The sequence below is a fragment of the Bailinhaonella thermotolerans genome, from assembly GCF_003594875.1.
Taxonomy (GTDB): Bacteria; Actinomycetota; Actinomycetes; order Streptosporangiales; family Streptosporangiaceae; genus Bailinhaonella; species Bailinhaonella thermotolerans.
In genome coordinates, this window is sequence record NZ_QZEY01000001.1 from 866,991 (window position 1) to 880,464 (window position 13,474).

Below are 13,474 nucleotides of genomic sequence, written 5' to 3' on the forward strand. Positions count from 1 at the left end.
TCCGGGCCGCCGCCGGCGGGGCGGTCCGCCCCGCCGCGCGCCGGAAGGTTCGCGCTGAGCTGATCGGCTCGCCCGGGTCCGCGCTGCATCAGGGGGTCCAACATGAGTAGGGTCATCCCAGGAGTGGTGACACTCCTCAGGTCTGTCACAAGCGTTTGTCGTCGCAGGGTGGAGGGAGACGAGTGGCGTCGCAGTGGGATGGCTCAGGGCGGGACCTCCCCGCCGCGTTCATGAATCCGGGGCCGTTCATGAATCCGGTGACCTCGTCGTTCACCGATTTCGTCGCCTCGTACGCGCCGGACCTGCTGCCTGGGCGGCGTCCTCTGCCGGCCGGGGCGGTGGGCGACGAGATCCCGCACGCCACCACGATCGTCGCGCTGGCGTGCGCGGGCGGCGTGGTGATCGCGGGTGACCGCCGGGCCACGTCCGGCAACCTCATCGCCCAGCGTGACATCGAGAAGGTGTTCCGCACCGACGACTACTCCGCGATGGGCATCGCGGGCGTCGCCAGCATGGGCATCGAGCTGGCCCGGCTCTACGGCGTGGAGCTGGAGCACTACGAGAAGATGGAGGGCCGCGAGCTCTCCGTGGAGGGCAAGGCCAACCGCCTGGCCACCATGATCCGCGGCAACCTCGCGGCGGCCATGCAGGGCCTGGTGGTCGTGCCGCTGTTCGTCGCCTACGACAGCGAGCGCGACGCCGGGCGCATCTTCAACTACGACGTGAGCGGCGGCCCCTACGAGGCGCGCGGCTTCCACGCCATCGGGTCCGGCTCGCTCTTCGCGCGCGGCTCCCTCAAGAAGCTCTACCGCGAGGGCATGTCCGCCGAGGACGCCGTGCTCGCGGCCATCCAGTCCCTCTACGACGCGGCGGACGACGACTCGGCCACCGGCGGGCCCGACGTGACCCGCAAGATCTGGCCGATCGTCGCGGTCATCACGGCCGAGGGTTTCCGGCGGTACTCCGACGAGGAGGTCGCCGCCAATGTCCAGACGGTGCTCGACGGGCGCATGGGCGACCCGGACGGCCCCACCGCCCCGCTGCGTTAAGGAGGTCCGGCCATGACCATGCCGTTCTACGTCCCGACCGAACAGTCGATGCGGGACAAGGCCGACTACGCGCGCAAGGGCATCGCGCGGGGCCGCTCCGTCGTCGTGCTCCAGTACGCCGACGGCATCCTGTTCGTCGCGCCCAACCCGTCGCGGGCGCTCCACAAGATCAGCGAGATCTACGACCGCATCGGCTTCGCGGCCGCCGGCTCCTACCGCGAGTTCGAGGCGCTGCGCGGCGCGGGCGTGCGCTACGCCGACATCAACGGCTACACCTTCGACCGCCGCGACGTCACCGGCCGCGGCCTGGCGAACTTCTACGCCCAGATGCTCGGCGCGATCTTCACCGAGTCCAGCAAGCCCTACGAGGTGGAGATCGTCGTGGCCGAGGTGGGCGAGTCCGCCTCCGGCGACCAGATCTACCGCCTGACGTTCGACGGCTCGGTGGTGGACGAGCACGGCTTCGTCGCCATGGGCGGCCAGGCCGACGCCGTCGCGGGCCGGCTGCGCGAGCGCTACCGCGAGAGCATGACCATGCCCGAGGCCCTGGCCGCCGCGGTGGCCGCCCTCACCGAGCCCAACGGCGAGGAGATCCCCTCCACCCAGCTCGAAGTGGCCATGCTCGACCGCAAGCGCGAGCACCGCAAGTTCCGCCGCCTCACCGGGGCCCGCCTGGAGCGCGCCCTGGAGGAGTCCCGCGCGGCCGCCCCGTCCCAGCAGCCGGCCGAGCCCGCCGAGCCGGGCGGGACCGGCACCGCCGAGCCCGCCGCGCCGTCGGGCGAGGCGGCCCCGAAGCCGCCCGCCCAGCCCCGTGAGGAGCACCCGCCCACGGGCCCCGAGGGCGAGGGCGACACCGGCTCCGGCGGCCCCGTCCTCTGACCCGCCGGCCCAGCCCGGTCGAGGAGGCCCCCGCGTCCGCGCGGGGGCCTCTCCCATGCCCGCCCCGCTCCCCCGGCCCCGCGGCCGTCCCCGCCCGCGCCGCCCTGGGCCGTACGGCCACGGGCCCGGTGCGGCGGGCCTGCCGTACGGCCGAGGGCCCGGTGCGGCGGGCCTGCCGTACGGCGCGGGTTGCGCCGAGGGCGGAACGGGGTGGCGCGGGAGGAGCGGCGGGGGTGCGATGGCCCCATGAGGAGCGCACCGTACGACGAGATCGCCGACTGGTACGAGACGGAGTTCCTGGCCCGGGCGCGGGGCGCCGACGTGGGCGGGGTAAGGCGGGCCCTGCGCGCGCTGCTCGGGGAGGGCCGCGGGACCTGCCTGGACATCGGATGCGGGACCGGGGCCCACGCCGCCGAGCTGCGCGATCTGGGGTGGACGCCGGTCGGGGTGGACGTGTCCGCGCGGATGCTGGAGTACGCCGCCGGGCGGCTGCCGGTGGCGCGGGCCGACGCGACGCGACTGCCGTTCCGGGACGCCTCCTTCCCCGCCGTGGTCACGGTGATGGCGCACACCGACATGCCCGGCTACCCGGCGGTGCTGCGGGAGGCGGCGCGGGTGCTGCGGCCGGGGGCGGCGTTCGTCCACGTGGGCGTGCACCCGTGCTTCTGCGGCGGGTTCGCCGACCGGTCCGACCCGGGGGCCGTGGTGATCCGGCCGGGCTACCTCACCGGGCACTGGACCACGGACTCCTGGACCGACCAGGGGGTGCGGGCCAGGGTGGGGGCGGCGCATCTGCCCCTGCCCGCGCTCCTGCACGCCTTCCTGGACGCGGGGCTGGTCCCCGAGCGGTTCGAGGAGGGCGGCGAGCCGGTCCCCTTCGTCCTGGCGATCCGCGCGCGCCGGGCCTGACGTACGCCGGGAGCGGAAACCGGGCCCGCCGGTACGCCGCGAGCGGAAACCGGCCAGGGCGGTCCCGGCGCGGCGAAAGGATGGGGGCATGGAGACGCGCGGGGCGGTGCTGTGGTTTCACGGGGGCGGCTGGAAGGTCCGCGCCCCCGAGGACGGGGCGGCGCTGGCCGCGCACGGGCTGACGGTGATCGAGGGCGCCTACCGGTTCGTCCACGAGGCGCGCTGGCCGGCCCAGCTCGAGGACGCCCGGGAGTGCTGGCGCGCCGCGCGGGAGAAGGCCGGGGATCTGCCGCTGTTCGTGGCGGGCGACTCCGCCGGGGCTCAGGTGGCGCTCCAGCTCGGGCTGCGCGGCCTGGACGACCCCGGGCAGGTCGCCGGGATCATGGCGTTCTGGCCGCCGACCGACCCGCTCGCGCCCGACTTCCTGGACCTGCGGGCGCACGACAACCCCTGGGAGGACCTGATCGGGCACACGCCGTACGCCGGGGACGAGGCGACCTTCGACGCGGCGCCGGTCAACCACGTGGGCAACGGTGTGCCCGTCCTCCTCGTCCACGGCACGGCGGACGCCTCGATCCCGGTCACCCAGACCACGGACCTGGTCTCGGCGCTGCTGGCCGCGGGGCATCCGGTCCACGCCCTGATCACCCACGGCGGCCACGCCCTGCCCCTCACCCGCCCCGACATCGGCGCAGCCGTCGACGCCTTCCTGGAGGCCACGCTCACCTCCTCCTGACCCCGGTTCGCGGGCGCGGGACCTCTCCAGCACGCATACGATTTTCTGGGCGATTTCGCCGGAAATATCCGCTTGCGATGTGAACAGGAAGAGATGTCTGCCGCACCCGCCTCCGCAGTGCCCTCCCCCGCCGCCCCCGCCGCCCCCGGCACCCCCGGCACCCCGGCGCTCTCCCGGTGGCGCCGCCTGGCCGCCGCGGGGCTGTACGCGGCCCTGCTGTCCGCGCTCGCCCTGGCCAACTGGCTGGCGTGGCTGGGCTGGGACCGGGAGCGCGACATCCAGCCCGACGGCAGCGCCACCGGCCCCTACGAGCCCTGGCAGGTGATCGGCCTCGGGCTCGTCCTGGCCGCCCTGTCCGCCCGCGCCGGCCGCCGCGGCCGCCCGGTCATCGGCACCCTGGCCCTGGCCGGCACCACCTGGCTCGCCTGGTGCGTCAACGCCTTCCTCTCCGACGACAGCGGCCTGTGGGGCGTGGGCGCCCTCATGCTCCTCCCCGTCGTCTTCGCCGGCGTCGCCCTGGTCACCGCCCTGGCCGCCACCACCCGCCCCGCCCCTGACCCCAGCCCCTGACCTCAGCCCCTGACCCCAGCCCCTGACCTCGGCCCCACGCCGCGCCCGGCGCCGTCCGGCCGCTCCCCGCCGCCCCGCCCGCGCGGGGCCGGCGATGGCGCGGGAGGGTGGCCGGGGGTGTGTCAGCGGACGCGTCAGGGCGGTGACGGTCCCGTATCAGGACCTTCGGCGACCGTGGACGCATGAACGGAACGGCGATCGCGGCCACGGGGCTGCGCAAGGCGTACAAGGACAAGGTCGTGCTCGACGGCATCGACCTGCGCGTCCGGGCGGGCACGATCTTCGCGCTGCTCGGGCCCAACGGCGCCGGCAAGACCACGACGGTCAACGTGCTGACCACGCTGATGACGCCCGACGCGGGCACGGCGGTCGTCGCCGGGCACGACCTGCTCACCGAGACCAGGGCCGTGCGCGCGGCGATCGGCGTCACCGGGCAGTTCGCCTCGGTGGACGGCCTGCTCACCGGCGAGGAGAACCTGCTGATGATGGCGGACCTCCTGCGCCTGCCCAAGGCCGAGGGCCGGGGGATCGCCGCCTGGCTGCTCGACCGGTTCGAGCTGGCCGAGGCGGCCGGCAAGCCCGCCGCCTCCTACTCCGGCGGCATGCGGCGCAAGCTCGACCTGGCCATGACGCTGGTCGGCCGGCCGCGGATCGTCTTCCTGGACGAGCCCACGACGGGCCTGGACCCCCGCAGCCGCCGCACCATGTGGGAGATCATCCGGGAACTGGTCGCCGACGGCACCACCATCTTCCTCACCACCCAGTACCTGGAGGAGGCCGACCAGCTCGCCGACCGCATCGCCGTACTCGACCACGGCCGCCTGGTCGCCGAGGGCACCGCCGGCGAGCTCAAGCGCGAGATCCCCGGCAGCCACATCCGGCTCCGGTTCCCCGGCCGGGACGGCCTCGACGCCGCGGCGCGGATCCTGCCCGGCTCCACGCGGGACGAGGACGAGCTGACCCTGCGCGTGCCCGGCGACGGCGGGGTCCACGCCCTGCGCGCGCTGCTCGACCGGCTCGACGCGCACGCCATCGAGGTCGGCGAGCTGTCGGTCCACACCCCCGACCTGGACGACGTCTTCCTCGCCCTCACCGGAAACAAGGAGGTCAGCGCGCGATGAGCGCCATCTCTGCTTCTCTGTCGAACTCCGCGACCATGTTGCGGCGCAATTTCCGGCACACCCTGCGCAACCCGCTCACGCTGTTCAACGCGGTCGTCATGCCGGCCTTCGTGATGTTCCTCATGGTGTACGTGCTCGGCGGCGGCTTCAGCGTCGGCCAGGACTACGTCGACTACGCGACGCCCGGCATGATCATCATGGCGGTCGGCTACGGGATCGGCCCCACCGCCACCGGCGTGAACGCCGACATGACCACGGGCTTCATCAACCGCCTGCGGATCATGGACGTGTCCCGGGGCGCCGTGCTGAGCGCGCACGTGATCGCGACCACGCTGCGGACCCTGGTGGCCCTGGTGTTCGTCGTCGGGCTCGCGTTCCTGATGGGCTTCAGCCCCTCGGCGGGCCCGGCGGAGTGGCTCGGCGCGCTCGGCATCGTCGTGCTGGCGACGCTGGCGATCAGCTGGCTGACCATCGGGGCCGGCCTGGCGGCCAAGTCGCCCGAGGGCGCGGGCATGCTCGGCGTCCCCCTGATGCTCCTGCCCTTCCTGAGCAGCGCGTTCGTGCCGGCCGACAAGATGGGGCCGGTCGTGCGGGAGTTCGCGGAGTACCAGCCCTTCACCCCGATCATCGAGACCCTGCGCGCGTTCCTGACCGGCGCCCCGGCGGCGGGCACGGCCCTCACCGCGGTCGCCTGGTGCGCCGGGCTCACCCTGGTCGGCTACCTGTGGTCGCGCAGGTCGTTCAGCAGGCGAGCGTGATCTCGGCCAGCTCCCGCCAGTCCCGCTCCCGTCCCTCCCTGGCCGCCTCGGCGAACGCGGATTCGCCGAGGCGGCTCCGCGTCTCGGCGGCGATCCGGGCGGCGTCCGGCAGCGACAGGTCCGGCGTCCCGCGCACGGCGTCGCCCGCCGCGAGCAGCCGTACGGCCTGCTCGGCCTGCCCCTGACGCAGCGCCAGATCCGCGAGCCCGACCAGCACCACGGCGATCGACGGCGGATGCGGGTAGCCCGTGACCGCCCGGTACGCCTCGGACCGGTACGCGCGGGCCTCCTCCAGATCCTCGGCCAGGTAGCCGTACAGGTCCATGATCGGAGCGCGGATGGAGTCGGCCCGCATCTGGTCGCTCAGCACCGTCCGCGCCCGGGCGAGGTGCTCGCGCGCCCGCTCCGGCTCGCCGCGCCAGCAGGCGAGCCGCGCCTCGGCGAGCGCCAGCTCGGCCAGCGCGTCCGGCCAGACGATCCCGCCCGCGCACCGCCGCGCCTCGGCCAGGGCGCTCTCGGCGGCCCGCTCGTCGCCCAGCAGCCAGTGCAACTGGGCCTGCCGCGCCCGCGTGCCGACCACGTCCTCGGTGGCGCCCACCTCGGTCAGCGCCACGGCGGACTCGTCGAGGTACTCGCAGGCGCGCGCGAACTCCCCGCGCATGGCGAGCCGGTCGGCCAGGAGGGCCAGCGCCATCGAGACGCCCATCCGCTCACCCAGCGCCCGGAACTCGGCCAGGGCGGTCTCGGCGTCGGTGTCCACGTCGGTCTCGTCGCCCCGGAGGCTGAGCCGCAGCCGGGCGCGGGCGAGCCGGGACTGGGCGCGCACCCACGGGTCCTCGTGGGCGATGAGCGGCTCGAACGAGGACAGGAAGTCCGGCGAATCCCCCAGCGTCGCGGCCAGCAGCCCGGCGAACCCGAGCAGCGGATGGCGCGACCCGCTGCGCCCCGCGAGGCGGTGGGCCTCCTGGATCCACTCCTGCGCCTGGTACTGGTCGCCGCCGACCCCGGCCGTCACGAACATCGTCACGATGAGGTACGCCAGCGCCCGCACCTCGTCGGGCACCTCGCCGGGCAGCGAGGCCGCGGCGACGCTCAGCTCCATGCCCTCGGCCCGGTGCCGGCCCAGGTACCAGGAGTAGCCCGCCGCCCCGACCAGCCGCATCGCCTCCTCGGCCCAGCCCTCGGAGATCGCCCCGCGCAGGGCCGCGCTGAAGTTGTCGTGCTCGGCCTCCAGCACGGCCAGCCACTCCAGTTGCTCGGCCCGGCGCAGGTGCGGGTCGGCCGTCTCGGCCAGCTCGATGCAGTAGGCCAGGTGGGCCCGGCGCGCCGCCTCGGTCTCCCCGGCCTCGGCGAGCCGCTGCGCGGCGTACTCCCGGATGGTGCCGAGCATCCGGAAGCGCGGCGGGTCCTCCCCGTCGGAGAGCACCAGCGACTTCTCGATCAGCGCCGTCAGCACGTCGAAGACCAGCTCCCCGGCGACCGCCGGGTCCCCGGAGTAGGGGTCGTCCGCGCACACGCGCTCGGCCGCCTCCAGGCTCGCCCCGCCGGCGAACACCGACAGCCGCCGCAGCACGGCGCGCTCGGGCTCGCTCAGCAGGTCCCAGCTCCAGTCCACCACCGCGCGCAGCGTCTTGTGCCGGGGCAGCACGGTGCGGCTGCCGCTGGTCAGCAGGCGGAACCGGTCGTCGAGCCGCCGCGCGAGCTGGTCCACGGACATGGCGCGCAGCCGCGCCGCGGCCAGCTCGATCGCCAGCGGGATCCCGTCCAGCGCCCGGCAGATGCGCGCCATGGCGGCGATCGTGTGCGGGTCGGTGCCGATGTCCTTGCGCACCAGCTCCGCGCGGTCCCGCAGCAGGCGTACGGCGGGCGAGGCGGCGGTCTCGGCGGGGCCGGCCCCCGGCGCGGGCAGCGCGAGCGGCTCGACCTGCCACAGCACCTCGCCGGTGATACCGAGCGGTTCCCGGCTGGTGGCCAGGACGCGCAGCCTGCGGCACTCGCCCAGCAGCCGGTCGGCGAAGGCGGCGACCTCCTCGATCAGGTGCTCGCAGTTGTCCAGGATCAGCAGGAGCGCGCGCTCCCTGACCGCGGCGATGAGCCGGTCCATCGGGTCGCCCGCGCGCGCCCCGCCCAGCACGCCCTGGTCGCGCAGGCCGAGCGCGCTGAGGGCGGCCTGCGCCAGCTCCGCGCCCGACCGGACCGAGGCCAGCTCGACCAGCCACGCCCCGTCCGGCAGCTCGGCGAGCATCCTGCGGGCGGTCTCGGCGGCCAGCCGCGTCTTGCCGGCCCCGCCGGGCCCGGTCAGGGTGACCAGCCGGTGCCGGACGGCCAGGGCGGCGACGGCGGCGACGTCCTCGTCCTCGCCGACGAAGCTCGTCAGCTCGGCGCGCAGGTTCGTCCTGCGGTTCTCCGCCCGCTCGCCCAGCTCGCCGCGCAGCAGCGCGGTGTGGAGCGCGGTGAGCTCGGCGGAGGGGTCGGCGCCGAGCTCCTCGGCGAGCCGCTCGCGGGTGCGCTGGTAGACGGTCAGCGCCTCGTTGCCGCGCCCGGCCTCGGCGAGCGCGCGCATCAGGGCCGCCACGAACCCCTCCCGCAGGGGGTAGGCGGCGACCAGCCCGGTCAGCTCGGACAGCAGCTCCGAGCCGCGGCCGAGCCGGATGTCGGCGTCGACCCGGTCGCCGAGCGCGGCGACGTGCAGCTCGTTCAGCCGCTCGGCGGCGGTGTCGAAGGCCTCGCTGTCCTGGAGCGCGATGTCGGCCAGGGCCGGGCCCCGCCACAGCTCCAGGGCCGAGCGCAGCAGGTCGGCGCGCTCGGCGGGCTCGGCGGCGCGCGCCTGGCCGACGAGCTTCTCGAAGCGGTGGACGTCCACGGCGTCGGAGGGGACGGCCAGCCGGTATCCGCCGGACTCGGCCTCGATCACCCCGTCGGGCAGCACCCGGCGCAGCCGGGACACCAGCGCCTGCAGGGCGTTCACCTCGTCCGCGGGCGGCCGGTCCCCCCAGATCCAGTCCACGAGCCTGCTCCGGCCGACGATCCGGCCGGGTTCGAGGGCGAGTGCGGCCAGCAGGGCGCGCAACCGAGCCCCGGGGACCTCCACCGGGGCGTCATCGCCGTTCCGGACCTCGAACGGCCCGAGCAATCCGACTCGCACACGAGCAATTCTGCCGGAACCGTGGCGGGGATCGGCCAACCCCCGCGGGACCCACCCCCCTCGGCCGCTGCCGGGGCCACCGCGGCGGGGCCGCCCGGCCGCGGCGGTGGACCTGTGAGCGGGTCGGCCGCCACCGCACGAAAATTCAATAGGACGTCTTTATGTCAGGACATTTCAGCCCCGTGACGGCCCTCCGACCACGCCACACGCCCACTGTGAGCTGCGGTGATACCTGTCGCGACCGGTGAGGGACCCGGCTCCAGCGCGGCAAACGATCATCAGATACCTAGAGATGATGCGTTGACAGGACATATGGTCTTAAGGACACTTCTCGGCAATCGTCCGTTCACCCGGCGGAAACCACGAGCGGCCCCATCGCGTATGAGGAGTCGACAATGTCCAGATCCAGGCGCCTCCCCCACCTGCTCGCCCTCTTCGCGACCGCCGTCCTGGCGCTCGCCGCCTGCGGCTCCGGCGGACCGGCGGCCGGCGGAGGGGAGCAGAAGGGCGGCAAGCTCGTCGTCTACGGCGCCCTGCACGAGAACGAGATGGCCCGCCTCCTCAAGGCGTTCGAGGAGCGCAGCGGCATCAAGACCGAGTTCGTACGGCTCAGCGCCGGCGAGATCGTCGCCCGGGTCCAGGCCGAGAAGGCCAAGCCCACCGGCGACGTCGTCCTCGGCGGCCCGAGCGAGAACCACCAGGCGCTCGCCCTCGGCGGGATGCTCCAGCCCTACGACTCCCCCGTCGCCAAGGACTACGACAAGCGCTTCTACGACCCCGGGCACGCCTGGCACGGCTTCTACGTCGGCGCGCTGGCCCTGGCCGTCAACACCGAGCGGTGGAAGGAGGAGATGAAGGGCCGCCCCATCCCCAAGACCTGGGACGAACTGCTCGACCCGGCGCTGAAGGACAAGCTCGTCGTCGCCCGCCCCGACTCCTCGGGCACCGCCTACAACTTCGTGGCCACCCAGATCTTCCGCCTCGGCGAGGCCCAGGCCTGGGACTTCATCAAGAAGTTCGACACCACCGTCGCCCACTACACCGACAGCGGCGCCGCACCCGCCCGCATGGCCGGCGCCGGGGAGTACCCGCTGGCCATCGCCTTCGGCCACGACATCCTCAAGCCCATCGAGGCCGGCTACCCGCTGGAGATCGTCTTCCCCCAGGACACCGGCTTCGAGGTCGGCGCCGTCTCCATCGTCAAGGGCGGCCCCAACACCGAGTCCGCCAAGAAGTTCGTCGACTGGATGCTCGGCCGCGAGGCCGGCCAGCTCCACACCGACCTGAGCAAGCGCGTCTCCATCCGCAAGGACGTGGCCGTCCCCGACGGCGCGGTGCCCCTCGACCAGCTCAAACTCGTCGACTTCGACGTCCAGTGGGCCGCGCAGAACCGCGACAAGGTCCTGCGCGCCTGGGGCGAGCGCGTGGGCGGGTGACGGAGTGACCGCCGTCGCCCCCCGGCCCCCGCGGGTCCGGCCGGCTCCCCCCGGCCGGGCCTCCCGGGCCGCCCGCAGGCTCGTCCGCGAGCCCGTCACGCTCGCCGTCACCCTGTTCATCGCGGCCGTCCTGATCGTCTTCGTCCTGTGGCCCACGGTCAACGTCTTCCTGCGGCCCGACGCCGAGCACTGGTCCCGCTTCCTGGGCAGCGCCCGCATGTGGGACGTCGCCCGCAACACCGCCGTGATGACCCTGCTCTCCACCGTCTCGGCGACCGCCCTGGGCTTCCTGTTCGCCTACGCCCTCAGCCGCCCCGACATCCCCGGCAAGCCGTTCTTCCGGATCATGTCCGTGCTGCCGCTGGTCTCCCCGCCGTTCGTCATCGGCCTGTCGCTGATCCTGCTCTTCGGCCGCCGCGGTCTGGTGACGTACGAACTGCTCGGCCTGAACCTGGACGTCTACGGGCTGCCGGGACTGTGGGCCGTGCAGACCATGGCCTACTACCCCGTCGCCGTGCTCGTGCTCACCGGCGTCCTGCGGCGGCAGAGCCCCGCGCTGGAATGGGCCGGCCGCGACCTCGGGCACGGCTGGTGGGGCATCTTCCGCACCGTCACCCTGCCGCTGGCCGTCCCCGGGCTGGCCAGCGCGGGCCTGCTCGTCGGCATGTACGTGCTCGCCGACTTCGGCAACCCCCTGCTCGTGGCCGGGTCCTACCGGGTGCTCGCCGTCGAGGCCTACCACCAGGTCGTCGGCACCTTCGACCTGGGCATGGCCGCCGTGCTCTGCGTCGCCCTGCTGGTGCCCACCGGGCTGTTCTTCTGGCTCCAGCGCGCCTGGCTCGAACGCCGCTCCTACGTCACCGTCACCGGCAAGGAGTCCACCCTGGACCCGGTGCCCACGCCCGCCCCCGTCCGCGGGACCCTGTTCGGGCTGCTGTGCGTCGTGTCGGGGTTCATGCTCCTGACGTACGCCTCGGTGTTCGCCGGCGCCCTCACCAAGACCTGGGGCGTGAACTGGACCCTCACGCTCCAGCACTTCGAGTACACCCTGCTGCGGGCCGGGGATCTGACCAACAGCACCCTCTACGCGGTCGTCGCCGGCTTCGCCTGCGCGGTGTTCGCGGTGCTCGCGGCCTTCTTCATCCAGCGCAGGCCGCTCGTCGGGCGGGGCGCGATGGACATGCTCGCGGTGCTCCCCGGCGCGCTCCCCGGCACCATGATCGGCATCGCCTGGCTGATCACCTTCCACACCGGGCCGCTGGCGATCACCGGGACCGCGCTGATCGTCGTGCTCATGATGACCGTCCGCACCCTGCCCGTCGGATACCGCAGCGGCGTCTCGGCCCTCCAGCAGATCGGCCCCTCCCTGGACGAGAGCGCCCAGGACCTCGGCTCGGGCTCGCTGCGCACCTTCCGCACGGTGATGCTGCCGCTCATGCGCACCGCCTTCACCGCGGCCTTCATCTACGCGTTCGTGAAGTCCATCAACACCCTCAGCGCCGTCATCTTCCTCGTCTCACCGGGCAGCCAGCTCGCCTCCGTCTCGATCATGGGCCTGGCCGAGCACGGCTACTGGGGCGAGGCGACCGCGCTGGCCGCCGGGCTGATGCTGGTGACCTTCGCGGCGCTGGCGCTCTTCCGCCTCCTCACCGGGGGCCGGGTCAAACTGTTCGAACTGTGAGGAGTCTGCCCTGTGGGACCTTCTGCGGGACCTGTTGCGGGACCTTCTGCGGGACCTGACGCATATGTGACGCTCCGCGGCCTGACCAAGCGGTACGGCGACGACCACGCCGTCCGCGACCTGGACCTGGAGGTGAGCGAGGGCGAGTTCGTCTGCCTCCTCGGCCCCAGCGGCTGCGGCAAGACCACCACCCTGCGCATGGTGGCCGGATTCGTCGAACCCGACGCCGGCTCGGTCGTCATCGACGGCCGAGACCTGTCCAGCGTGCCCCCGCACCGCCGCCCGACCTCCATCGTCTTCCAGGACTACGCCCTGTTCCCCCACATGACCGTGCTCAAGAACATCGGGTACGGCCTGCGCACCCAGCGCGTCCCCGACACCGAGGCGCGGCGCCGCGTCGGGGCGATGCTCGAACTGCTCGGCCTGGAGAACCTCGGCGACCGGTACCCCAACCAGCTCTCCGGCGGCCAGCAGCAACGCGTCGCGCTCGCCCGCAGCCTGGTCACCGAGCCCAAGGTGCTGCTCATGGACGAGCCGCTGTCCAACCTCGACGCCAAGATGCGCATCCGCCTGCGCACCGAGCTGCGCCAGCTCCAAAAACGCCTCGGCCTCACCACCGTCTACGTCACCCACGACCAGGAGGAGGCCCTGTCCATGGCCGACCGGATCGCGGTCATGGACCGGGGCGAGCTGCAGCAGTACGCCACCCCCCACGAGCTCTACCACCACCCGGCCAACCGGTTCGTCGCCGACTTCATCGGCCTCAACAACCTGCTGCCCGCCCGCTGCGACCTCGTGCGCGGCGGCGAGGTGCTGCTCCGGCTGGACGACGGGCAGGCCGTGACCGCCGCCGAGGACGCGCGGGGGCACGTGCCCGCCCCCGGCGACCGCGTGCTGCTGTCGATGCGCCCCGAGGACCTCACCCCCGCCCCGCGCGACGAACCCGCCGGAGCGGCCGGATCCGCCGGATCCGCCAACCGGATCTCCGGCAAGGTCGTCGGCCACCAGTTCCTCGGCGCCCTCTCCCGCTACCTCGTGCGCGTCGCCGACCAGGACGTCCTCGTCGACGAATACGACACCACCGGCCCCGGCACCGCGGGCGAGATCACCCTGACCGTCCCCGCCTCCCGCATCCGGATCTTCCCCGACTCCTAGCGCCCGCCGTACGGCAGGCCGCCGCCACCACCGCC

The 13,474-nt window shown here is 73.8% G+C and carries 11 protein-coding genes; 10 read left to right on the forward strand and 1 reads right to left on the reverse strand.

From position 1 onward, the window contains the following. The first annotated feature begins 182 nt into the window (after positions 1–182). The 7 genes from prcB to D5H75_RS04280 all read left to right on the forward strand — a co-directional run bounded on the left by prcB (position 183) and on the right by D5H75_RS04280 (position 6,022). Positions 183–1,049 (forward strand): proteasome subunit beta, encoded by an 867-nt coding sequence (gene prcB, locus D5H75_RS04250; RefSeq protein ID WP_202637795.1) that lies wholly within the window; start codon positions 183–185, stop codon positions 1,047–1,049. A 12-nt stretch (positions 1,050–1,061) separates the two neighbouring features. Continuing rightward, positions 1,062–1,928, forward strand: a complete 867-nt coding sequence (gene prcA, locus D5H75_RS04255) for a proteasome subunit alpha (protein ID WP_242453964.1) — start codon at positions 1,062–1,064, stop codon at positions 1,926–1,928. 246 nt (positions 1,929–2,174) lie between these two features. Next, on the forward strand, positions 2,175–2,837 hold the full coding sequence (locus D5H75_RS04260; RefSeq protein WP_119924954.1) for a class I SAM-dependent methyltransferase: 663 nt from the start codon (positions 2,175–2,177) through the stop codon (positions 2,835–2,837). Between the two features lie 88 nt (positions 2,838–2,925). Next, the gene (locus D5H75_RS04265; RefSeq protein WP_119924955.1) at positions 2,926–3,573 is read left to right on the forward strand and encodes an alpha/beta hydrolase; all 648 of its coding nucleotides are present in this window, start codon (positions 2,926–2,928) and stop codon (positions 3,571–3,573) included. Between the two features lie 93 nt (positions 3,574–3,666). Further along, positions 3,667–4,143 (forward strand): hypothetical protein, encoded by a 477-nt coding sequence (locus tag D5H75_RS04270; RefSeq protein WP_202637796.1) that lies wholly within the window; start codon positions 3,667–3,669, stop codon positions 4,141–4,143. A gap of 182 nt (positions 4,144–4,325) precedes the next feature. Further along, positions 4,326–5,264 carry an ATP-binding cassette domain-containing protein gene (locus tag D5H75_RS04275; protein ID WP_119924956.1) on the forward strand — a complete coding sequence of 313 codons (939 nt, stop codon included), beginning with the start codon at positions 4,326–4,328 and terminating at the stop codon, positions 5,262–5,264. Further along, on the forward strand, positions 5,261–6,022 hold the full coding sequence (locus D5H75_RS04280) for an ABC transporter permease (RefSeq protein WP_119924957.1): 762 nt from the start codon (positions 5,261–5,263) through the stop codon (positions 6,020–6,022). The genes D5H75_RS04275 and D5H75_RS04280 overlap by 4 nt, the downstream gene beginning before the upstream one ends. On the opposite strand, the gene D5H75_RS04285 is transcribed toward D5H75_RS04280, so the two are convergent. After that, positions 6,006–9,167 carry an AfsR/SARP family transcriptional regulator gene (locus D5H75_RS04285; protein ID WP_119924958.1) on the reverse strand — a complete coding sequence of 1,054 codons (3,162 nt, stop codon included), beginning with the start codon at positions 9,165–9,167 and terminating at the stop codon, positions 6,006–6,008. The two genes, D5H75_RS04280 and D5H75_RS04285, sit on opposite strands and share 17 nt — an antisense overlap. Positions 9,168–9,562: 395 nt before the next feature. Here D5H75_RS04285 and D5H75_RS04290 point away from each other — a divergent pair, with 395 nt between their 5' ends. From D5H75_RS04290 to D5H75_RS04300, 3 genes are all read left to right on the forward strand, one after another. After that, on the forward strand, positions 9,563–10,603 hold the full coding sequence (locus tag D5H75_RS04290; protein ID WP_119924959.1) for an ABC transporter substrate-binding protein: 1,041 nt from the start codon (positions 9,563–9,565) through the stop codon (positions 10,601–10,603). Positions 10,604–10,607: 4 nt separating this feature from the next. Next, the gene (locus D5H75_RS04295) at positions 10,608–12,284 is read left to right on the forward strand and encodes an ABC transporter permease (protein ID WP_119924960.1); all 1,677 of its coding nucleotides are present in this window, start codon (positions 10,608–10,610) and stop codon (positions 12,282–12,284) included. A 66-nt stretch (positions 12,285–12,350) separates the two neighbouring features. Further along, positions 12,351–13,439, forward strand: a complete 1,089-nt coding sequence (locus tag D5H75_RS04300; protein WP_202637797.1) for an ABC transporter ATP-binding protein — start codon at positions 12,351–12,353, stop codon at positions 13,437–13,439. The last annotated feature ends 35 nt before the right edge of the window (positions 13,440–13,474 follow it).

Coding starts and splice junctions, on each gene's coding strand:
- prcA (WP_242453964.1), top strand. CDS start 1,062: ATGACCATGCCGTTCTACGTCCCGACCGAACAGTCGATGCGGGACAAG.
- D5H75_RS04260 (WP_119924954.1), top strand. CDS start 2,175: ATGAGGAGCGCACCGTACGACGAGATCGCCGACTGGTACGAGACGGAG.
- D5H75_RS04265 (WP_119924955.1), top strand. CDS start 2,926: ATGGAGACGCGCGGGGCGGTGCTGTGGTTTCACGGGGGCGGCTGGAAG.
- D5H75_RS04270 (WP_202637796.1), top strand. CDS start 3,667: ATGTCTGCCGCACCCGCCTCCGCAGTGCCCTCCCCCGCCGCCCCCGCC.
- D5H75_RS04275 (WP_119924956.1), top strand. CDS start 4,326: ATGAACGGAACGGCGATCGCGGCCACGGGGCTGCGCAAGGCGTACAAG.
- D5H75_RS04280 (WP_119924957.1), top strand. CDS start 5,261: ATGAGCGCCATCTCTGCTTCTCTGTCGAACTCCGCGACCATGTTGCGG.
- D5H75_RS04290 (WP_119924959.1), top strand. CDS start 9,563: ATGTCCAGATCCAGGCGCCTCCCCCACCTGCTCGCCCTCTTCGCGACC.